This is a genomic window from Pseudoduganella sp. R-31, assembly GCF_049913235.1.
Classification (GTDB): domain Bacteria; phylum Pseudomonadota; class Gammaproteobacteria; order Burkholderiales; family Burkholderiaceae_D; genus Rugamonas.
Genome location: NZ_CP183986.1, coordinates 2,372,878 through 2,394,074, shown reverse-complemented (window position 1 = coordinate 2,394,074; position 21,197 = coordinate 2,372,878). Strand labels below are relative to the sequence as shown.

The 21,197-nt window shown below is 65.4% G+C and carries 15 protein-coding genes; all 15 read right to left on the bottom strand.

What is annotated here, in order from left to right; genetic code table 11:
• Positions 1 to 97: 97 nt before the first annotated feature.
• The 15 genes from ACN9MY_RS10900 to ACN9MY_RS10830 all read right to left on the bottom strand — a co-directional run bounded on the left by ACN9MY_RS10900 (position 98) and on the right by ACN9MY_RS10830 (position 21,195).
• Entirely contained in the window at positions 98 to 3,262 is a 3,165-nt protein-coding gene (locus ACN9MY_RS10900; protein WP_426337316.1) for a S8 family serine peptidase, read from the bottom strand.
• 49 nt (positions 3,263 to 3,311) lie between these two features.
• Positions 3,312 to 4,037 (bottom strand): NF038120 family PEP-CTERM protein, encoded by a 726-nt coding sequence (locus ACN9MY_RS10895; RefSeq protein ID WP_426337315.1) that lies wholly within the window; start codon positions 4,035 to 4,037, stop codon positions 3,312 to 3,314.
• Positions 4,038 to 4,231: 194 nt separating this feature from the next.
• Positions 4,232 to 4,927: a LuxR C-terminal-related transcriptional regulator gene (locus tag ACN9MY_RS10890; RefSeq protein ID WP_426337314.1), complete on the bottom strand. Its 696-nt coding sequence runs from the start codon at positions 4,925 to 4,927 to the stop codon at positions 4,232 to 4,234.
• Complete coding sequence (locus tag ACN9MY_RS10885; protein WP_426337313.1) at positions 4,921 to 5,610, bottom strand: winged helix-turn-helix domain-containing protein; 690 nt, start codon at positions 5,608 to 5,610, stop codon at positions 4,921 to 4,923. Before ACN9MY_RS10885 ends, ACN9MY_RS10890 begins: the two co-directional genes overlap by 7 nt.
• A gap of 191 nt (positions 5,611 to 5,801) precedes the next feature.
• A complete protein-coding gene (locus ACN9MY_RS10880; RefSeq protein ID WP_426337312.1) occupies positions 5,802 to 6,413 on the bottom strand; it encodes an NF038129 family PEP-CTERM protein in 612 nt (203 codons plus the stop codon).
• Positions 6,414 to 6,424: 11 nt separating this feature from the next.
• Positions 6,425 to 9,418 carry an ExeM/NucH family extracellular endonuclease gene (locus ACN9MY_RS10875; protein ID WP_426337311.1) on the bottom strand — a complete coding sequence of 998 codons (2,994 nt, stop codon included), beginning with the start codon at positions 9,416 to 9,418 and terminating at the stop codon, positions 6,425 to 6,427.
• Between the two features lie 106 nt (positions 9,419 to 9,524).
• Positions 9,525 to 10,520, bottom strand: coding sequence for a TIGR03790 family protein (locus ACN9MY_RS10870; RefSeq protein ID WP_426337310.1), 996 nt, complete (start codon positions 10,518 to 10,520; stop codon positions 9,525 to 9,527).
• Positions 10,501 to 11,916: a mannose-1-phosphate guanylyltransferase/mannose-6-phosphate isomerase gene (locus ACN9MY_RS10865; protein ID WP_426170566.1), complete on the bottom strand. Its 1,416-nt coding sequence runs from the start codon at positions 11,914 to 11,916 to the stop codon at positions 10,501 to 10,503. Before ACN9MY_RS10865 ends, ACN9MY_RS10870 begins: the two co-directional genes overlap by 20 nt.
• Positions 11,913 to 13,067, bottom strand: a complete 1,155-nt coding sequence (locus tag ACN9MY_RS10860; protein WP_426170564.1) for a sugar phosphate nucleotidyltransferase — start codon at positions 13,065 to 13,067, stop codon at positions 11,913 to 11,915. Before ACN9MY_RS10860 ends, ACN9MY_RS10865 begins: the two co-directional genes overlap by 4 nt.
• Entirely contained in the window at positions 13,064 to 14,305 is a 1,242-nt protein-coding gene (locus tag ACN9MY_RS10855; protein ID WP_426322323.1) for a glycosyltransferase family 4 protein, read from the bottom strand. The genes ACN9MY_RS10860 and ACN9MY_RS10855 overlap by 4 nt, the downstream gene beginning before the upstream one ends.
• A complete protein-coding gene (locus ACN9MY_RS10850; RefSeq protein ID WP_426170561.1) occupies positions 14,289 to 15,599 on the bottom strand; it encodes a nucleotide sugar dehydrogenase in 1,311 nt (436 codons plus the stop codon). Before ACN9MY_RS10850 ends, ACN9MY_RS10855 begins: the two co-directional genes overlap by 17 nt.
• A complete protein-coding gene (locus tag ACN9MY_RS10845; protein ID WP_426337309.1) occupies positions 15,596 to 17,554 on the bottom strand; it encodes an alginate lyase family protein in 1,959 nt (652 codons plus the stop codon). The genes ACN9MY_RS10850 and ACN9MY_RS10845 overlap by 4 nt, the downstream gene beginning before the upstream one ends.
• Entirely contained in the window at positions 17,551 to 18,618 is a 1,068-nt protein-coding gene (locus tag ACN9MY_RS10840) for a glycosyltransferase family 4 protein (protein ID WP_426170558.1), read from the bottom strand. The genes ACN9MY_RS10845 and ACN9MY_RS10840 overlap by 4 nt, the downstream gene beginning before the upstream one ends.
• On the bottom strand, positions 18,615 to 19,961 hold the full coding sequence (locus tag ACN9MY_RS10835) for a phenylacetate--CoA ligase family protein (protein WP_426337308.1): 1,347 nt from the start codon (positions 19,959 to 19,961) through the stop codon (positions 18,615 to 18,617). The genes ACN9MY_RS10840 and ACN9MY_RS10835 overlap by 4 nt, the downstream gene beginning before the upstream one ends.
• Positions 19,942 to 21,195 carry a glycosyltransferase gene (locus ACN9MY_RS10830; protein ID WP_426337307.1) on the bottom strand — a complete coding sequence of 418 codons (1,254 nt, stop codon included), beginning with the start codon at positions 21,193 to 21,195 and terminating at the stop codon, positions 19,942 to 19,944. Before ACN9MY_RS10830 ends, ACN9MY_RS10835 begins: the two co-directional genes overlap by 20 nt.
• Positions 21,196 to 21,197 lie beyond the last annotated feature (2 nt).

Below are 21,197 nucleotides of genomic sequence, written 5' to 3'. Positions count from 1 at the left end.
GCCCGGTCAACCGTGCCGGCAGCCCGCCGCAAAAAAAAACCGCCCTGGCATGCGCTGCTGCGCATGCCAGGGCGGAGCTGATGCCTCCTGCCAGGCCTTAGTCTTTCAGCTTGGCAGCCGCCACGCGGTCGGTCTCGGCAATCGGAACGGCCGCGGTACCGGTGTTGACATTGACCAGGGTGGTCGCCTGCACCACGCCATTCAGGTCCATGAACTGGGCGGCGCCGACATAGCTCTGGTCATTGTCGAGGCCGGACCAGCTGACGCCCACGGTGGTGTTGTTGCCCGCCACCACCTTGCTCGGCACTGCCACCACGAACTTGCCGCCAGCGTCGGCCGTGGTCACGACCCACGATGCCAGCTTGTGCTGCATGGCTTGCGGCGTCGTGCTGCCGTATGCCACCACGCAGACATTGTAGGTGCCGGCCGCAGGTGCTGCCAGTTGCACCGACTCGTTGCTGCCGTCGTTGCCGGAGTAGCCCCAGGTGCCGCTTGGCGAGAGCACGCCCAGGTCATGGTCGTCGGTCGCCCCGGAGTCCTTGCCGAACAGGGCGAACTTGGCAGCCACGGCGCCGGCCGGGACGCTAACCTTGTAGACCTTGACGTTGGCCGTATCGACTCCGGCCGTGCACAGGGTCTTCAGGGTGGCGGAGTTGATCGCCTGGGCTTCCAGGGTCACGGCATCGCCATAGCTGGCCGCCTTCAGGCCACCCTTCGCATAGCCCATGCGGCCGGAGAAGCCGGTCAGGACCGGGAACAGGCGGCTGCCGGAAACCTTGTCGCCGCTCAGCATGGCTGGCGCCGTCACCGCCTTGCCCACCTTGGCCTGCACCGGAATGCGCACGCTATGGCTGCCATCGTTCCAGGTCAGGCTGCCGAACTGCCAGGCGTTGGCAGGGGCGCCGTTCGGGGTCAGCTTGACAGTGAAGCTGCCGCTCTGGCCGGTCGCCAGCGTCAGCGACGACGGCGAAACCACTGCGGTGAAGCCTGGCAGCACCGCGCTGGCGGTGTAGGTGGCTGCCGGGCCCACATTGGTCACCTTGCGGCGCACCGTGGTGCCGACGCCGCCCAGTGCCGAAGCGACCGTGATCGACGGCAGGTTCAGGTTATAGGTCTCGTCCAGCGTGCCAAAGGCGGTGCAATCGGCTGCCGGCACGGCAGGCCGGTTGACCTTGCACTGGTACTGCACGTAGTCGGCCTTGCCCATGTCGTACACCAGGCCCGGGTCGACCGCCTTGTTCGGATCCACATGGCCGGCGCCCTGCGACCATGGCAGCAAGCCGTTCTGCGCGCCGGCCAGGCCGTCGTTCAGGGTCGAATAGGCGGTGGTCATCAGGGCCGATTTGATGGCGGCCGGCGACCAGTCGGGATGCGCCTGGCGCAGCAGCAGGGACAGGCCCGCCACGTGCGGGCTCGACATCGACGTGCCCTGGTAGGACTCGTAAGCCGCCGGCGGCACGAAGCTGCCCGCCACCACCGCGTTGTGCTGGGCCGGTGTCAAGGCTGCCGACACGCTGGCGATGATGTCCACGCCCGGCGCGGTCAGGTCGGGCTTGAGCACGTTGGCGTCGCCCATGTTCGGCCCGCGCGACGAGAAGCCGGCCATGACCGGCGCCGGCTTGCTGCCCGGGTAGAACGTGCCGATGGCGCTGGTGGCAGCAGCGCCCTGGGCCACCGCATAAGCCTTGATGGCAGCGCCGTCGGCGGAGCTGACATGCACGCTCGGCACCGAATGCGCCTCGGCCACCAGGCCGGCGCCATTGTCCATCATGATCATGCCTGCGCCGCCGGCGTTCAGCACGGCCAGGCTCTTGTCCACGCGGGCGTTGGTGCCGCGGGTGCAGATCACCACCTTGCCGGCCACCTTGGCTGGATCGAGCAGCACCTGGCCAGCAGGCGGCGAGCTGCTGAAACACAGGCTGGCGTTGCCGCCGCCCACGCCGGCATCCTCGGCACGCACCAGGGACGTCTGCGGCAGCGCATGGGTGTTCAGCGAAGCGCCGGTGTACTTGACGCCGCCGCCGGTGGTGGCGTCGGCCACCAGGCTGCGGTCATGGGTGGAAGCTGCCACCGTGGTCAGCCACGGGCTGATGTGGGCCACCGCGTTGGCAGGACCGCTGTTGCCGGCCGAAGCGGCAACGAACACGCCCGCCAGCGAAGCGCGGTAGAAGGCTTGTTCGACCGGGTCGTTGACCGTGTTCTGGGCGCCGCTGATCGAGAAGTTGATGGCGTTCACGCCGTCCTTGACGGCGTCGTCGATGGCCTGCACCGAATCGGAATTGAAGCAGCCGTTGGAGGCGCCGGTGCCGTCGTCGGCCGCCGGATCGTCATAGGTCCAGCACACCTTGTAGGCGGCCACGCGCGCACGCGGGGCGATGCCCGATGCCGGGCCCATCGGGATGCCTGCCACCACGGCAGGGACATTGCTGTTGCCGGCCGCGGTGGAGGCGGTATGGTCGCCATGGCCGCCATGGCCGCTGCTGACGCCATTGCTGCCGACGTTGGAATCGCGCGGCGAATAGAATTCCGTCCAGTTCTTGGGGCGGCCGCTGGCCAGGAAGCCGGCGTTGTAGTACTTGGCGCCCACCAGCTTGTTGTTGCAGTGAGTGGCAGGATCAAAGCCCTCCCCGCCCACGCAGCCGCCGGTGAACGTGGCCGGCGCCGCGGTGTAGGCCAGGCTGGCGCCGGCATCGAAGGTCGGCACGCCGTTGCCATCGACGCGGTCGGCGAAGGCCGGGTTTTCCGGCCAGATGCCGCCGTCGACGATGCCGACCACCAGGTTTTCACCCTTGACCTGGCTGCCGCTCGCAAATTGCGACCACAGGCCGCCGGCGGTGCTCAGGCCCAGGAAGCGCGGCGTCGAAATCGTTTCCATGCGGCGCACCGAATCGGCTTGCACGTCGGCCACGGCGGGATTGTTCTTCAGGGCCAGCACTTCGCTGTCGGTCAGCAGCGCGGCAAAGCCGTTCAGCACCACATCGTAATTGGCAATCACGGTCGGATTGCCGACGCTGGCCAGCACGTCGGCCTTGCGGTCGCCCAGGTAGCGCACATAGTTCTGCACGTTGGGATCGCGGTAGTCGAACACCGCGCCTGGCGCCGGCTGGGTAGCCGGATAGCCGCTGATGCCGCCGACATAGGTCGTCGCCGGCTGGTCGCTCAATTGCACGATATAGGTTTTGCGCGCCTCTTGCGCGCCGGCGCTCACGGCCAGGCAGGACAGCACGGCCAGCACCGCCAGTGCCGCAGGACGCAGTTTCATGGTCATTTTCATTTGGATTCCCGGTTCAGGTTAGCGAAAGAGCGTCGGCTTAGCGCGCACGGCGGCGGCGGCTGGCCAGGCCGAGGCCGGCCACGCCCAGGCCGAACAGCGCCAGGCTGCCTGGTTCGGGAACGGTGACGATATCGTCGATGGCGAAGTTGGCAAGGTTGGAATTGCGGTTGCAGCTGCCAGCGGCATCGCAGGCATAGCCAAGCACGCGCACGAAGGCGAATTGTTCCTTGATGGAGCTGAGGTCGAAGGTGCCGAAGCGGAACTGGCCGCCGACAGGACCGGACAGGCCGAGCTGGCGCGCCGCGCCCACCGCCTGGCCCATGGCATTAAAACCTTGCAGCACCAGCATGCCGGCGACGGCCGGGAAGCTGGCCTGGCCGTTGCCGATGAAGCTGGCGCGCAGGCTGCCGAGCCGGAACAGGGAATCGTTATTCATGCCAAAGTAGAAGTAGCCATCATCCAGGCCGCTGTAGTACTGCGACGCGTTGTTGACGGGGCAGCTGACGCCGAAGCAGCTGGCAGTATCGCTGCCGTCGACAAAGGCGCCGACCAGGTCGGAAGTCAGGCTGCCGCCATACGACTCGATCCAATAGGAGCCGACCTTGATGTGGTCGCCGGCGAAGACGAACGGCGAATCTACCTGGCCTTCGAAATCGAGTACCCCTGCCTGCGCCACGCTGCCCATTGCCAGCGCTGCCGCACACAGGAATTGTTTGATCGCCTTGCCTGCGCGATGTGTTTGGTTCTTAGAAAAATTAGCCACAGAATCCCCTGGATGGTTGAACTCTCGAAAATGGCGCCTGCCTCGTGGATAGGTGCCTGACTCCAATCTATTGCCTACAACACAACTTTACGCACGGATACTTGTGCGTGGGGGACGGCGCACGCAAAAAACATGCCAAAACAACATTTCCAAAAGAATCAATCGCTTGCTGTCATGCCACTATTGGCAATTAATCAAACTGTAAAGATCTTCGACAAATCGGGCAGAGGCAGGATCGGGAATTGCGCCACGGCGTGCGCGCGGTTGCTCACGCCGAGCTGGCGGTACAGGCGTTGCAGGTGGTTCTTGACGGTCAAGGGGCTGATGCCGAGCAGGCGGCCGATTTCTTCATTGCTCTTGCCCTCACGCAGCCATTGCATGATTTCCGCCTGGCGCGGCGAGATGGCCGGGGCCTGGGCCGCTGTGGCGATACGCTGCAGCACCAGGTGCAGGTACGGCAGCAGCAATTGCAACAGCCAGCATTCGCGCAAGCCGGCCGCCGCAGGCAAGCCAAGCAGGACCACGGCGCTGCCGCCGGACGCCAGCGGCCCGCTGCCGTGCAGCAGGCCATGGCCCATGGCGCCGGCCTGCAGCGCCAGCGGCCGGCCCCCGGCCTGCTGCCAGAGGCGCAGCCAGGCCGGCACCGGCCCTTGCCGCGCCTCGCACAGCAAGGCACGCTCGGCCGGCGCCAGCATCGTGCTGTGCAGGCAGTCCACCTTACGCGCCCGCCCCTGTTCGTCAAGCTGCATGCAGAGCAGCACGCCATGCGGCAACAGGGCCTGCAAGGCGCCCTGGCTCCACAGGAATAACTCGCCCAGCGTGGCAAGGCCATGCGCGCCATCGATGGCGTGCAGCAGGTATTCCTGCTCGCGGGCGTCGGGGCTCAGCATTGGGTGTGGAAGCGGTAGCCGCTGCCTCGCACGGTCTGGATCGCCTGGTGCAGGCCGCTCGGTTGCAGCGCATTGCGCAAGCGCCCGACGTGGGCGTCGACCGTGCGTTCGTCGAGGAAGACATGGCTGCCCCACACCTGGTCCAGCAACTGCGCGCGGCTGTGCACGCGGCCCGGATGGTGCATCAGGTAGTTCAGCAGGCGGAATTCGACGCGTCCCAGGTTCAACTGGCGGTCGCCGGCGGTGACGCTCAGGGTATGCGGGTCGAGCCGCAGGCCCGCCACCTGCAGCGTCCCCGGCATGCCAGCCGGGCGCCGGCGCCGCAGCACCGCATGCAGGCGGGCGATGGTTTCGCGCGGCCCGAAGGGCTTGCAGATGAAATCGTCAGCGCCGCTTTCCAGCGCCAGCACCTTGTCCTGTTCGGCGCAGCGCGCGCTCAGCATCAGGAGCGGCAGCTCGCTGGTGCGCGGCGCGGCGCGCACATGACGGATCAGCGACAGGCCCGACTGGCCCGGCAAATCCCACTCCAGCAGCACCGCTTCCGGCAACGTCCCCTGCAGCGCTGCGAGCGAGCTCATCGCATCGCCGTGGCACTGCACCGCGTAGCCCGCCTGCCCCAGGTTATGGGCCAGCAGTTGCTGCACAGCGGGGTCGCTGTCGATGACGAGAATGTTGAAGGACATGGCAAAAAACGCAGGTCGTTATGCGGAAAACTATGAATCATGCCAAGTCCTGCACGCTAATACAATTTTAATTAAGTATTAATATTCTGCCGAAATAAATACCCCGCTTCACTCTGTGCCATCCAAATGAAAAAGCACCCTGGAAGCCGAAACTCCCAGGATGCTTGTGGTGTTTGTGCAACCTGCCGTATTCAAGCGCGGCGCCGGCGCGCGCAGGCCAGCGCCAGCAAGCCCAGTGCCGCCAGGGCCAGCGAAGCCGGCTCCGGCACGGCGGCCGGCGCCGCAACGGTAGCGACCGCGTCGTTGATGCTGAGGATTTGCAGGTCCGGGCTGCCGTCCGCCGCGGCGACAAACATCAGGTCCAGGACCTTGCCTTTGATCTGGACGCCGGCATCGTCAAGGGCCAGGACGCCGAAATTGGAAAACATCAATGCCGACGGATCGCCGGAAATGGTCAGCAGGAAGCTGAACACGCCGCCAAACACCCCTTGGTACAGCACATCGTTGGGGGTGGCAGTATTCAACAGGGCAAAGCCGCCCGGCACGGCGGCGGCATCGCCCCATGGCGAGAAATTGGCCGGGTCCATGTCAAAGCCCTGCAGTTGCGACATGGTCGCAGTCACGGCCGGCGCGCCATCGACGCCATTGAAGGTGAAGTCCAGGTAGCCGGCGCGGCCGGCGCCATAAATGGCGGTATCCAGCGTCACCAGGCGCACGACGTCGGCCATGGCGTGGCTGCTGGCGCTAAAAGCCAGCAGCAGCGCCAAGCTGCGCAGGAAACGGGTGATGAATGTGTTTTGCATGGTTGCTGTCCTCAGAAACTGCCGTTGTAGACTTTTGGCGTGTAGTTGACGGCTACACGGCTCGGATTATTGAATTGCAGCTGGACGGTGGCCTGGGCGCCGGCAGCCAGCGCCGGCGCGGCGGTGATGTAGGGCATGCCGTTGACGTAACCGATGGCGTTGGCCAGGGTCACGCCGGCCGGCAGGCCCTGCAGCACATAATGCACCGGCGCGGCCATGTCGGCGCCGCTGGTGTTGGTGATCCAGGCAGTCGCGGTGCCGACGCTGCTGAAGCGGCCCTGTACCAGGCCGGAGCGCTGGATCTGCACGCTGGACGTCACATCCACATACGCGGCCGGCAGGTTCAGGCTGACCACCACCGGGTCGTGGTCGGAGGCACGGTAAGGCAGGGTGTTGTACAGCGCCTGGGCTGCAGCGTTCTTGCCAATGAGGTTGTAGTCCAGCACTTCCGGTTCATCGGCGTTGACATTCCACAGCACGGCGCCGGCCACTTGCTGGCTCAGCGAAGTGCTGGCCAATGCCTGGTCCAGGTAGCCGCTCTCGGCGCCAAACACATAGGAATGCGGAATGCCGTTCGGACGCACGAAGCGCTCGAGCTGGTTTTCGAAGCGGACCTGGCGGTCCTGCGACGCCAGGTACAGGATCGGGTCTTCCATGCCATGGGCGTTGAAGTCGCCGATCAGGAGCACGTCGGCGTCGCCGGACGCGGCCACCACTTGCGGCACGAAGCCGTCGGACAACTGTTGCACCTGAGCCATGCGCACCGGGTTGTAGCAGCCCTGGCCATCGCCCTGGTCGGCGTTGGCGCCGCTGGCGTTATTGCAGCGCTTGGCCCGCAGGTGGTTGACGACCAGGCTGAATTTCGCGCCGTTGGCGGCCTTGAAGGTCTGCGCCATCGGCGGACGCTCGTAGACGCTGTTCGCGTCGGACAGCGCGCCGCTCACCAGTGCCAGCTTGGCAGGCTTGTAGATCATCGCCACGCGAACTGCATCGGTGCCGGTCGCGTCCGGCTTCGGCACGTAGGCATATTCCACCTTGCCGTATGCGGCGTTCAGGCTGTCGACCAGGTAGCTGGCGGCATAGTCGCCATTGTTCTGGATTTCCATCAGGCCGACCACGTCCGCATCGATCGCCTTCAATTCCGCCACGATCTTGTCGCGCTGGCGAACGAACTCGGTCATATTGTCGGCGCCGCGGCAGTTGCTCTTGCTGGTGCCTGAACCGAGGGTGCAGCCCTGGCCGGACTGGCCCAGCACGTCGGTGCCGTCGGTGAAGGTGGTGAAGAAGTTCAGCACGTTGGCGCTGGCCACCTTCACGTTACCCGCCGCCACTTCAGGAGCCAGGCTGCGCGGATTCTCGCGCGCGAAGACCGGGGTTTCAGTCGGCTGCAGCTTGAAGCCGGCGCCGCCGCTGCCAAGCGCGCCGAAATCGATGACGCCGGTCAGGCCGCTGACGGTGTCGCCGCTGCGCACGGTGCCGTCCTGGCCGAGATATGGCACGCTATCGGGCGTAACGAACAGGCCGTCATCCAGGGTGATCATATTGGCCGCGTTGGCGGCTGCCATGGCAATGGCTTCGGCGCTGCGCGCCGGATAGCGGTTGGTCGGCACTTCACGGCGGCCATCGGCCAAGGCCAGTTCGCCGCGGCTGCCCAGCGATTCGGTGCCGTTGACGGTCAACTTGGCGGGGAAGCGTACCAGCATGCCTTCCACATTGGCCAGGTTGGTGCCGGGCAGGTCGATATTGACAGGGGTAATGCTGTTGCCCGTGCTCTGGGTGACGACGCTGGTCACAGTCGACAGTTCGGTGTAGGAGCGCGTGGCGCCGCTAGGCTTGTACTCGGTTACGGTGCCGCTTACGCGCACCAGGTCGCCCAGCCCCACGGTGACCTGGGACGAGCCCATGTAGACGAAGATGCCGTCCGAGGTATGCGGATCGCCGTCGCCAGCCAGGTCCTGGATGAAGAAGCCGCTGCCAACCCTGGCGGTCACCACGCCTTCGGTGGTCAGCTTCACGCCGTTGTACGGGCTGGTGGCGCCCGAACCCTGCACCTGGGGCACCGGCACCACGGTGCCGGCTCCCATTTCCACGGTCACGCTGACGGTACAGCTGGCGTCCTGGCCCTGGTCGTTGCTGAACTTGACGGCCACCGGATACGTGCCGGTTGCCACCGATGGCGACGCCACCAGCGACACGCTGGCGCTGCCGCCGATGCCGCCAGCTGCAGTCAGGCTGCCCAGGCTCAGGCCTGGCACGGCTGCCGACGTAATCACAGCGCCGTTGACGATGCCGTCTGCGTCCGAGGCTGACAAGGCGATGCTGCCGCCCGTGCCGAAAGTCAGCTTGGCGCTGGCCGGGCAAACCGGCACGACAGGTTGCGGCAGCGGCCCGCCATCGCACATATTGGCCGGCGAAGCGGCAGTGCGGAATTGCGGCGCGACGGCAGTGAAGTCGGCAGCGTTATTGTTGCTGTCGGTGCAGCCGTTATTGGCGCGCAGCAGGCTGGTGGTGGCGCTCATTGCCGGCGCCGCCGCAGTTTCGGAGAAATTCGCCGAACCGTAGCCGACCACGTCCTGGATCGCCGCGCTGCTCGGCTGGGCGCCGGTCAGCGCGCTGTTGTTGTTGACCAGCGCCACCTTGCCGGAAGCGCCGCTCATGTTCACGCTGCCGCTGAAGAAATCGGCCGCCACGTCGGCGCCGACGGCGGTATTGCTGCTGGCCAGTTTGACCAGGAAGTATTTGCCCGGATCGATGCTGGTGCCGGCCGGCAGTTCTGCCCTGCCCCAGCTTGTGCCGCTGGCGGACGCATACTGGATGGTCCAGCCGCCCACCGCCACGGCAGCACTGCCGCGGTTGAACAGTTCAACGTAATCGTAGCGCAGGGTAGCGCCGCTGTTGCCGCCCGCGCCGTACATCTGGCTGATCACCACGTCGGCAGCGAATGCCGGCTGGCAGGCCAACAGGGCGGCCAGCGCGGTAGCGCGCAAGGAAATGCGTTTGTCCATGAAAAGGTGTACCCCCAGAGTTTTTACCAAAAGGATTTTTTATTGTTCTTTTGCATATTAACTGTTTGATATGACTAGTTGGTGACACACGATTAGTCCGAACGGACTAACGGGGATAGGGCCGCGCCAGCGGTTCTCCTATGAACAGGCCCTGCGCCGGCCAGGCCACGCTGCGCCAATACGCTTCGATGGCGGTGGCTCCGCTGAGGTAATGCTGCAACAGGATTTGTGGATGGGGAAATTTCTGCCAGTGGTTGCACGGTTCGCTGACCGTGCCATAGCTGGCGGTGGCGCCCGCCTCCAGCCAGCGCAGGCTGCTCATCTGCCCACTGCCCAGCAAATCCCCGCCGTAGGAAGTCAGGTGGTCGGCCAGGGCGCCGGGCAAGAAGCGCAACGTCTCCAGCTTGCCGACGCGCGCCAGCCCGGTCTGGTAGAACATGATGTCCTGCGCGCCCTCCAGTGCATCCTGCTGCAGCGTGTGGATGGTCAGCTTGCGTGCGGGAATGGCGCCGCTGGGGGGAAAGAAGCGTGCCCGGGTATTGCGCGCGGCTTCGCTGGTCTGCAGGAAGTAGGCGCCCGCCTGCGGCAGGCTGAAGCCGGCCGCCTTGCCGCGTTCGGCCACGGCGCGCGCCACGTCCAGCGGCTCGGCCGGCAACAGCATCGACAGTCGCATGCCGGGCGGCAGCGCCTTGGCATTGAAATAGGGATTCTTGCGGCCGGGAGCACAACTGCGCTCGCATTGCGCCGCATCGAAACCCAGGGTGTAGGCCGATGTCAGGCTATTGCATTCGACTGCGTAAGGCGCTGTCCACGCGAACAGCACGGCGCGTGCTTCCGCCGGCAGCTGCTGGTCGATCTCGCTTTTCAGCCGCGCAAAAGCCTCGGCATCGAGGCGGTGCGGCTTGCCGGGAATGCTGACGTGGGCAATGTGCGCCGGCGCGATGCCGCGCAGCTGCGCATAGTAGGCGCCCAGCGCCACGCTGGCAGGATCGGCATCGTTGATGACCAGCCCAAGCTGGGCCGGCTGGAGTTGGGCGCGCGCGCCGGCTGCAATCAGCAGGAGCGCGGCAAAGGCGCAGCGCTTAGCCGCGATGGTAGACATCCTCGAAGCGAACGATATCGTCCTCGCCGAGGTAGCTGCCCGACTGCACTTCAATCAGGTGCAGCGGCAGCTTGCCGGGATTTTCCAGGCGATGGCTCATACCGATCGGGATGTAGGTCGATTCGTTCTCGGTCAGCAGGGTCACCTTGTCGCCGCAGGTCACGCGCGCCGTGCCCGACACCACCACCCAGTGCTCGGCGCGATGGTGGTGCATTTGCAGCGACAGCTTGCCGCCCGGGTTGACGATAATGCGCTTGACCTGGAAGCGGTCGCCCATGTCGATGCCTTCGTAGGATCCCCACGGACGGTACACCTTGGTATGGTGCAGGTGCTCGGTGCGGCCATTGGCCTTCAGGTGGTCCACCACCTGCTTCACGCGCTGCACATGGTCCTTGTGCGCCACCAGTACCGCATCGGAGGTTTCCACGATCACCAGGTCCTGCACGCCGATCGCTGCCACGATGCGGCCTTCGGCGCGCACCAGGCAGTTCCTGGCGTTATCGGTGTACACGTCGCCCCGCGTCACGTTGCCGTCGCCGTCGGCCTGCAGCACGTCCACCAGCGCAGACCAGGACCCGACATCGTTCCAGCCGATCGAGGCTGGCGCCACCACCGCCTGCCGGGTGTGCTCCATGACCGCGTAGTCGATGGAATCGGACGGGCATGCCGTGAATGCCGCTTCGTCGAGGCGGCAGAAATCCAGGTCGCGATAGCCCTTGCCCACCGCCTCCTCGCTGAACCTGGCCATGTCGGGCTGGAATTGCGCCAGCTCTTTCAGGTAGGCGTCGGCGCGGAACAGGAACATGCCGCTATTCCAGAAGAAATTGCCGGCAGCGATAAAGCCCTGTGCCGTCTCTCGGTCTGGCTTCTCGACGAACTTCGCCACCTTGAAGCAGCCTTCAGACGACAAGGTCTCGCCGCTCTGGATATAGCCGTAGCCGGTCTCCGGCGCGGTCGGCACGATGCCGAAAGTGGCCAGCGCGCCCTCCTCCACCAGGCCGGCGGCGCGCTGGATCGCGGCATAGAAAGCATCGACGTCCTTGATCACGTGGTCGGCCGGCAGCACCAGCATGACCGCCTGCGGGTCGATCGCTTTCAGGTAGTGGGCTGCGGCGGCTACCGCCGGTGCCGTATTGCGCCCCACCGGCTCGAGCAGGATGCCAAGCGGGGCCACGCCGATCTCACGCATCTGTTCCGCCACCAGGAAGCGGTGCTCATTGCCGCACACGATCAGCGGCGCCATCATGCCGTTGCGCCCGCCCAGGCGCTGCACGGTCTCCTGCAACATCGTCTTGTCCGACACTAAAGGCAGCAACTGCTTCGGCAAGGCCGCGCGCGACAGGGGCCACAGCCGGGTACCGGCGCCGCCGGACAGGATGACAGGATAAATTTTCATATTAGAGTTGTCTCTTTGGCAACATTGTGCGCGGCACGCCGGGTCGCGCGTCGATCCCGCGCATTCGCCCAGCCCCCGCCTTCTGCCTGCGAAATATGCTGCATTTCGCCAGCGCGGTCGACACTATACTCTTTGAACACGATCAATTCGTCGAGCGTAACGTCTGGTAAGACTCGAGTATATTCGAACAACACGCTGCGCACTACCCTTGCCCCGCTGCGAATGTGGCTGCCGTGGCCAATCCACGTCGGCCCGATGATGGTGGCGCCGGCCTCGATGCGGCAGCCGGAACCTATGTACACCGGCCCGATGATGCGCGTGCCGTTCCAGTCGATGCTGGTGTTCAGGCCGACCCACACGCCCTGCTCCACCTGCACGCCCGGCACGGTCATGTGCGCGACGCCGCCGGTCAGCACGCCTTGCAGCACCTCCCAGTAATCCTTGACGCTGCCGATATCGATCCAGTCGAACTTGCGCGTCTGGCAGTAGAACGGCAGGCCGCGCTGGGCTAGCAGTGGGAACAGCTCGGAACCGATATCGAATTCCTGGCCGGAGGGAATCAGGTCGATCACCTCCGGTTCGAACAGGTAGATGCCGGTGCTGGCGCAATTCGACTTCGCTTGCGCGCGCGCGGGCTTTTCCTGGAATTCCAGCACCCGGCCATCGTCATCGCTGACCACCACGCCATAGCTGCTCACCTTGTCCCACGGCACCTCGCGCGTGATGACGGTCGCCAGCGCGCCCTTGCGCCGATGCTCGTACAGGGCCGACTTCAGGTCCAGGTCGATCAGCGCATCGCCGCACAGCACCACCACGGTCTCGTCGAAAAATCCGCCGAACTCCTGGATCTTCTTGATGCCGCCGGCCGAGCCTATCGGTTGCGGCACCACTTCGCCCTTGTCGTTGGTATAGCCCTCGAAGGAATAGCCGATCTGCACCCCGAACTGGTGCCCTTCCCCGAAATACTCTTCGATCTTCTCATGCAGGTAGCTGACGTTGACCATGATCTCGCTGACGCCATGCCGCTGCAAGTGCTCGACGAGATAGGCCATGACGGGTTTGCCGAGGATCGGGATCATCGGCTTGGGCAGTTCATAGGTCAAAGGGCGCACCCGCGTGCCCTTGCCGGCCGCCAGAATCATCGCTTTCATGGGTTGTCCTTTCTTAACACCAGCTCGGGAGCGGAGTACAGGCGTTCGTAGGCCGCCAGCAGCTTGGGCGCCTCGTACTCCCATTCGAGTTCGTTGACCACGCGGTTGCGCCCGTAGGTACCCATGCGGGCGCGCCGCTCCGGATCGTCCAGCAGTTCCACAATCTTCACGGCCATGTCGACCGGGTCGTTCCTTGCCGCGTACAGCGAAGCTTCCTGTGCCGAGACCCGGCCCTCGGTCAGGTCGAACTGCACGATCGGTTTGCCCAGCGCCATGTACTCCATGATCTTGTTCATGGTGGACTTGTCGTTCATTTCGTTCGCCACATCCGGATTCACGCACACATCGGCCGTGTTCAGCATTTCCAGCAATTGCTGGTCGGGCACGCGCCCGGTAAAGGTCACGTAGTCGGCCACGCCAAGCTCGCGCGCCAGTGACCTCATGTCCTCCAGCGAAGTGCCGCCGCCCACCAGGCCGAAATGCACGTCGCGCCGGCCCATGTCGTGCACCACTACGCGCACGCTTTGCAGCAGCAGGTCGATGCCTTCCTGCGCTCCCATCACGCCAACATAGCCGACCAGGAAGCGCCTGCCCTGCTTCAGCGCATCCACCGCGGGCAGCACGCGCAGGCGGTCCAGCTTGGGCCCGCTGCGCACCACGTACACCTTGTCCGGGTCCATGCCGCCACGCCCGATGGCGATGCGCTTGTACGAATCGTTGGTGGCAATCGAGACGTCGGCGGTACGGAACGAAAGGCGTTCCAGCCAGACCATCAGCTTGTAGAAGAAGTCGCGCCGCCCGAACTTGGCCTCGTACAGTTCCGGGTTGATGTCGTGGTGGTCGAACAGGAAGCGCTTGCCCAGCACGAACTTGAAGAAGCCCCCGACCAGGAACAGCAGGTCGGGCGGATTGCAGGCATGGATGACGTCAAAGCCGTGGCGGAACAGGACCTTCCACGCCAGCCGCGAACTGTGGAACAGGGCGGCCGAATACTCGATGGCGTAGCCCAGCGCCCCTTCGGCCTCCATCGGCAGCTTGTAGCGGTAGATGTGGATGCCGTCCAGCTCCTCGTAGCGCGACTCGTAGCCCTTGCCGGTCGGGCAGATAATCGCCACCTGGTAGCCGTTGGCATGCAGGGTCGTCGCCTCCTGCCATACGCGCCGGTCGAATGGCGACGGCAGGTTTTCGACGATGATGAGGACTCGGCGCTGATCCGTGCGTTTACCAGCAGATGCCATCGTATGCCCCCTCGCTCTGCTTGCCGGAGACGCGCACGAGGTCCACCAGGTGCTGCCCGGGCCGCAGCCGGTCGGGCACCGACTGGAACTCCGGCGCACCGTTGCCGATCACCACCGTATCCGCAAAGGCCAGCACCGCGTCCATCGAGTCGACCATCAGCCGCGAGATGTGGGGAATGATATTCATGATGTAGTCCTGGTTGGCGCCGGTGAGCGCCGCCAGTTTCACGTTCTTGTCGTACAGGCGCAGCTCATAGCCCTTGCCGATCAGGTGTTCGATCACGTCCACCAGCGGCGATTCCCGCAAGTCGTCGGTTCCCGCCTTGAACGAAAAGCCGAGGATGCCGACCTTCCTGCCCGGCTTTTCCATCACCATCTTCAGGCCCTTTTCCACCTGCTTGTGGTTGGACGGCAGGATGGCGTTCAGCAGGGGCAGCTCCAGGTCGAGCTGGCGCGCCTTGTAGACCAGCGCACGCACGTCCTTCGGCAGGCAGGAACCGCCAAAGGCGAAGCCGGGCTTCATGTAATAGGGCGAGAGATTCAGCTTGGTGTCCTTGCAGAAGATCTCCATCACCTCGTGCCCGTCGATGCCGACTGCCTTGCAGATGTTGCCGATCTCGTTGGCGAAATCGACCTTCAGCGCGTGCCAGGTATTGTCGGTGTACTTCACCATTTCAGCCGTCTCGACGTCGGTGCGCACCACCGGCGCATCCATGCCGGCATACAGTTGCAGCAACAGCTCGCCAGAACGCTCGTCGGTCTCGCCGATCACCGTCTTCGGCGGGTGGTGGTAGTCATGCACCGCCGTGCCCTCGCGCAGGAATTCCGGGTTGCTGCACACGCCGAAATCGATGCCGGCGCGCTTCCCGGACGCCTCCTCCAGCGTCGGAATCACCAGCGAACGCATGGAGCCGGGCAACATGGTGCTGCGCGCCACCACGACATGGAAGCCGTCTTTCTCGCGCAGCGCATGGCCGATCTGTTCGCACACCTTGCGCACCGCGCTCAGGTCGAGATTGCCGTTCAGTTGCGATGGCGTGCCGACGCACACCAGCGAAATCTCGCTCGACATCACGGCATCGCGCACGCTGTCGGTGGCGCGCAAGCGGCCATCGCGCACCGCGCCGGCAATCATCTCGCCGATATCCTTCTCGATAATCGGCGTGCGCCCCTCGTTGATCAGCCCAACCTTGGTGCGGTTCGGATCGACCCCGATCACCGTATGGCCTTCTGCCGCCAGGCAGCCTGCCGACACTGCACCTACGTAGCCCATGCCAAAGATACTGATCTTCACGATGACGCTCCTTCCAGTAAGGTAATTTCGGTCACGATCGTGCTGGTGCCGCGTATCGTTCCGCGCCACGCTGCTGTCGCGATGCCGGATTTGCTGTCAAAGCTGCGCGAGATCCATCCCGCGATTGGCGCCGTGCTGGCGCAATGGAGTTGCGGCCCATTCCCGAAATGGCATGCCATGTGCAAGCCCTTGTCGCGCCTGGCGACATGCAAAGCTTGCCCAACCTTTTCGGCATGGCAGCCTTCCGCAAAATGCCAGTGCAGGGCTACCTCGTGCTCGCCAGAACATTCTAGGGTATCTTCAACTTTTACCGTGTTCCGTTTGGAATCGAAACGAATGGTGCGGCGATGCATGACGGGATCGCGCAAGCGCATATAGCCATCATGTTTTCCCTCGAAGAAATGTGGTGCATCGTGCGACAACGCGCGCGCATTGGCCTTGTGCAGCCACATGAAATTGCCGCCGATCTCAGACTGGTCCAGCCCATCGACCTGCACCGTGTTGTGCGCAGCCGTGCTGCGGAAGTAATCGCGCCACTGGCGATGCGTGTGGTAGGCATACGTGCCGGGATCGACCAGCATCTCCTGCCCGCCCATGGAAAGCGTGAAGGCCAGCGCATCGGCATGCCCGTGCGCCGCCAGCGAAAGATAGCCCAGGGGGCCGCAATCGACCACGATGCGCACTTCCTGCGGCGTGCCAAAGTCCTTGCCGAGCAGGTAGTAGCCGCCCTGCAGAAACGCCAGGCGCGGTGTCTCCCTTGCGCCGGGCGCAGGCGCCGGCAAGGCGGCCCAGCGCGCGTCGGCATCGGCGAACAGCCAGCGGTTGCGCTCGTCGAGCACGCCCGCCTTTGCCTTGAAGTCGGCGCGCCCGAACAGCAGCGCCGCGCTGGCGAGCAGGGAGCGGTACGGCGGCCCAGCCGAGCCGTCCAGCCGCAGCATGCGCGCATCGTCGGCATCGCCAATCATCGGCACGTTGCCCCCGGCATCCATCACGGCCGCGAGGAACTCCGCCATGCGCTCAAGGCGCGCCAGCCATGCAGGCGGGAAGCTGCTGCCGTTGGCTTGCGCCGCAAGCTGGCAGAGCAGCATCATGTCCATCACTTCGTGGTGATAGTAGATGGCTTGTTCCTTGTTGACGCCGTCCTCCCAGTTCTGCTGCAAGCCCTGCTCGACCAGGCCGCGTTCGGCCAGGGCGCGCCAGCGCACGCTCTCGCTCCAGCAAGGCCATTGCACGCTCGCGATGTACAAGCCCATGTACTCGCCAAGCAAATGGTTGTTGGCCGACGAATGGCGCGACAGGTGATGGCTGATGAAGTGGCAATGCTTGTAGACCGCGTTGAGCCAGCGATGCCGCCAGTCGTCGTCAAGGCTGCCGGCCAGCAGTTGCCAGGCGGCGGACCAGTTCAGCAGGCGTACGCCAAGTTCCAGCGAACTGGCCCAGTGCACGCCTTGCGGATAAGGACACTGGTCGAGCCAGGAAAGCAGCAGCGTACGCGCGCCGTCCCTGTATTTGCGCTCGCCGGAGCCGCGCCACGCCTGTGCCAGCGTCACCAGTTCCAGATGGCGGCTCGGCTCCCACAGGTACTTGATATCGCCCACCAGCGAGGCGTCGCGGTAATCGATCGAAGGCCCCGGCGCCATCGGCGACGTGGTGCCGGTGCGTGGATCGCGGTTCCATTGCGGCGGGAAGCCAAGCTGCACGCCCTGCAGCGCAAACACGTTCCAGCGCCCTGCCAGCAGCGAGTCGGCGGCCAGGCAAAGCGCGGCTTGGTCGACGCCCGCCGGCGCGGCAAGGAAGGCCGCGCCAAAGCGGTCCAGCGCCGGCACCGGCGGATAGCTCGCCAGTCCCAGCCCCATGGCCGCGGCCTTGCGCCGCGCCAGCTGGTGCACGCGCCAGACAACTTCGGCAGGCCCCATCAGCTTGAGGCGATTGATTTTCCAGGCAAGTGCAGTCATTGCGGCAAGAACCCCAGTTCGCGATACAGCCGCTCAAGCTGCGGCAACACGGCATCGCTGCAGAAGGTGGATTCCACCTTGCGCCGCGCTGCCTCCCCCATGCGCCGCGCCAGCGCATCGTCTTCCAGCAGCTGCGCCAGCCGCGCAGCCAGCGCATCGACGTCGCCCGGCGCGACGAGGAAACCCTCCACGCCGTCGGCGACCGCTTCCGGAATTCCGCCGACCGGCGTTGCCAGCACCGGCAAGCCCGCCGCCATCGCTTCCAGCACGCTCATGGGCAGGCCCTCGTTATACGAAGGCAGCGCAAACAATGAGGCCAGCGCCAGCTGCTGCTGGCGGCTTTCCGCCCCGACCCAGCCGAGCAGGTTGAGCTGGTTGGCAATGCCCAGTTGCGCCGCCCGCTCGCGTACGGCATCAAGCTCGCCATCGCCCCCCAGCCGCAACTCCAGCGCCGAGACCTGCGGCGCCACGCGCGCCGCCGCCTGCAGCAAGTCGTAGCTGCCCTTGCGCCGCCCCAGGCGCCCCAGGCACAGCACCGCACCGCGCCGCCGCTGCTCCCACGCACTGGCGGCAGGCAGCAGCACCGGGTTATAGATCGCCTGCACATGCCGGTTGCGCGACATGCCCTCCACCCAGCGCCGCCAGGCCTCCGACAGCACCACGACGCGTGTGCTGCGATCGAAGATGAAGCGTACGAAGCGCTTGCGCCAGGGTCCGCACTCCTCGCCATAGAACTGCGCAAACTCGGCCCCGTGCAAATGCAGGATCGCCGGCACCCCGGCGGCGAAAGCCAGCAGGAAGAAGCCCGACTTGCGCCAGAAGCTCGCGCGCGAAGCCAGGTGCACGTGCACCAGCCCGACCTGTCCGCGCAACAGCATGCCCGCGAAAACGGCGTAGGCCGCCAGCATCACGCGCAGCTTGCGCCACCTGCTGCCGTCGCAATGCGTAGCCAGGTAGCGCACGCGAAAACGCCGCAGCATGCCCGCCTGCTCATACACCTTGACCACGGAAGCGATGCCACCCATGGTGTCCATGCCGGTGCCCAGCATCACGATGGTTTTCATGAGCGCCGCCCGTCCTGCCATTCGTTGACGACCCAGCGGAACTTGCCTGCAGCGGTATTTGGCAACTCGTCGCGCAGCACCACCTTCACCTGCACCGTCGCATCGACCAGCTGGGCGATGTTGCGCAGCAGCTTGTCCTGGTCCGCCTGCGAGAAACGCGCATCCGGCACCAGGCGCAGTTCCCACAAGCCCGGGCCGACCTGCGCGACCTGCGACTTGCGCACGTTTTCCACGCCCTTGAAGGCAAAAGTCAGCACGGAAGGACTGACTTCCGAGCCATCGCCGCCGGTGATCCGGTCTTCCAGCTTGCCGGTGACAGGCTCGATCATGGGGAACGGCCGGCCGCAAAGGCAATGGCCATGCCTCCAGCGCGTGCGGTCGCTCAGGCGATAACGCACCAGCGGCATCGCCAGGTTATGCAAGGTGGTGCCCACCACATGGCCGTAGCCGTCGGTTGGCTCGCCATGCTCGTCGAGGATTTCGACGTGGGAATAGTCCGGATTGACGTGCATGGAGCCATACTCGCACTGGGTCGCGAAGGCAACCCGCTCCGCCATGCCGTACATGTCCATGATCTTTCCCGCCAGGCGCTCGCCAATCAGCTCTTTCTGGTGCGGGTAAAGCGGCTCCGACGCGGTGAACAGGTAGGGCACGTGCAAGCGCATGCCGCGCCGCTCGAGTTGCTGCGCCAGCGTGTAGGCGGTGGACGGGTAAGCCTGCATCATGGCGGGCGCATAGTCGCGTAGCTTGTCGATGATGGGACCGACACAATGATCGGTCAGGTGGCGCGAGGAAAGCAGCAACTGCCGGTTGTAGCGGTTCTCGAACCAGTAGGGCGGGCGCGCCTGGTCCAGGCCGGCCACCATGTCCCCGCGCAAGGTCGCGCGCGGCATGCCGTCAACATAGCCGGCCCAAGTCCAATGGCGCTTGATGAAGGCCTGCTCCATCTGCACCGACTGCAGGCTGCGAATGATCACCAGCGGCGTGCCCGTGGTCCCGCTGGTCTTGCCGAGCGCCTGCCACGGCCGCTTGCTGCCTCCGTTCGGATACAGCGCCAGCGGATGCTCGAGCAAGGCCGATTTGTCGACAATCGGGAACAGCTCGCGCAAGGCCTGCCGCGCTTCGACAGGCGAGAAATCGCGCGTGATGTGGGCGTAGTATGGAAGCTTCTCGATCGCGGCCTGCAGGCTGCGGTGCAGGAGCCGGTCGCCCATCACCTTCAGCGCGTAATCGTCCATCAGCTCATGCCCCCGCAGGCGCCGCACCAGGCGCTGGCTCAGCGCATTGTCGCGCACCAGTGCGCGCCCGCCGTACAGGAACTCTTTACGCAATTCGGCCAGCATGATCGCCTCCAACCAGGTTCCGGTAGCGTTGCGCCACCGCCTCGCCCAGCACGCGGTAGCTGCGCGCCGCCTCGATATAGGCCGGGCCGGCCGCAGCGCGTGCCCGCGCCGCTTGCGGATCGCGCAGGATCGCCAGCAGGCCCTCGGCCATGGCTTGCGGCGTGCTTGCCGCCAGCCAGCCGGCGCCGCTTGCCGCCAGCACGGCCTCCTGGTCCGGGATGTCGTTGCCGACGCAAGGCATGCCCAATGCCAGGTATTCCAGCAACTTGGTCGGCGAACTGACGTCATACAGTGCGCCGCGCGGCACATACGATATGGCCGCCTGCGCTCCAAGCAGGTATTCCCAGGCTTGCACGGGAGGCAGCCAGCCGGTGACCTGCACCGCTTCTTCCAGCCCGCGTTCGCGCGCGGCGCCGAGCAACTGCACCACGTCGCCCTGCTGCGGCGAACTGCCGATCAGCAGCAAGCTCGCCTGCGGCAACTCGCGCCGCACCAGCACCAGCGCATCCAGCACGCGCTCAAGGCAGCGCGCCCGGTCCAGCGTACCGAGATAGGCCACCACCGGCCGCCCTTGCCAGCCGGCCCAGGCACGGGCCGCGGGCCGCAGCTCGGGCCGCGCCAGGGCTTCCATGTCGACGCCCATCGGCACCGCGCTGATCCGTCCTGCCGGCACGCCATGCTGCGCCACCAGGCGCGCCATCGCCTCGCTTTGCACGAACACGTGATCGGCGCGCGGCAGCAGCACGCGGTACAGCAGCCAGCGTTCGGCCAGGCCTTTGGCGAGGACGAGGCGCGCCCGCAGGCGCCGCCAGCCAGGGCGCCCCTGCAGCCGCGCCAGCTCATCGCGAGCCCGCTCGATACGCCCTTCGCTCATCAGGTATGACAGCCAATACATCATCGGCATCCCCTTCATGCGCGCCACCAGCAACGCCAGCAAGCCGATGCTGACCATGTCGCGCACCTGCAGCGCATCGTGGGTGCGGCGGTTAGCGCCAAGCAAGGCGCGCAGGCATAGCCAGAGAAAAGACAGTTCCGCTTTCCAGCGCGCACCAACTCGTGCCCGCCGTGAAGAAGCGAAGCCCTGGTTATCGGCTGGCGCCGCGCTGCCTTTGCCGACCAGGTGGCATTGCACGCCATGGCGCGGCAGGTATTTTCCGAAAAGGGTCGCCACGTCGGCGCGAAAAGTCGGCAAGGGTTCCGGCACCAGCTGCAAGATGCGTACTGGGCGAGCCATGC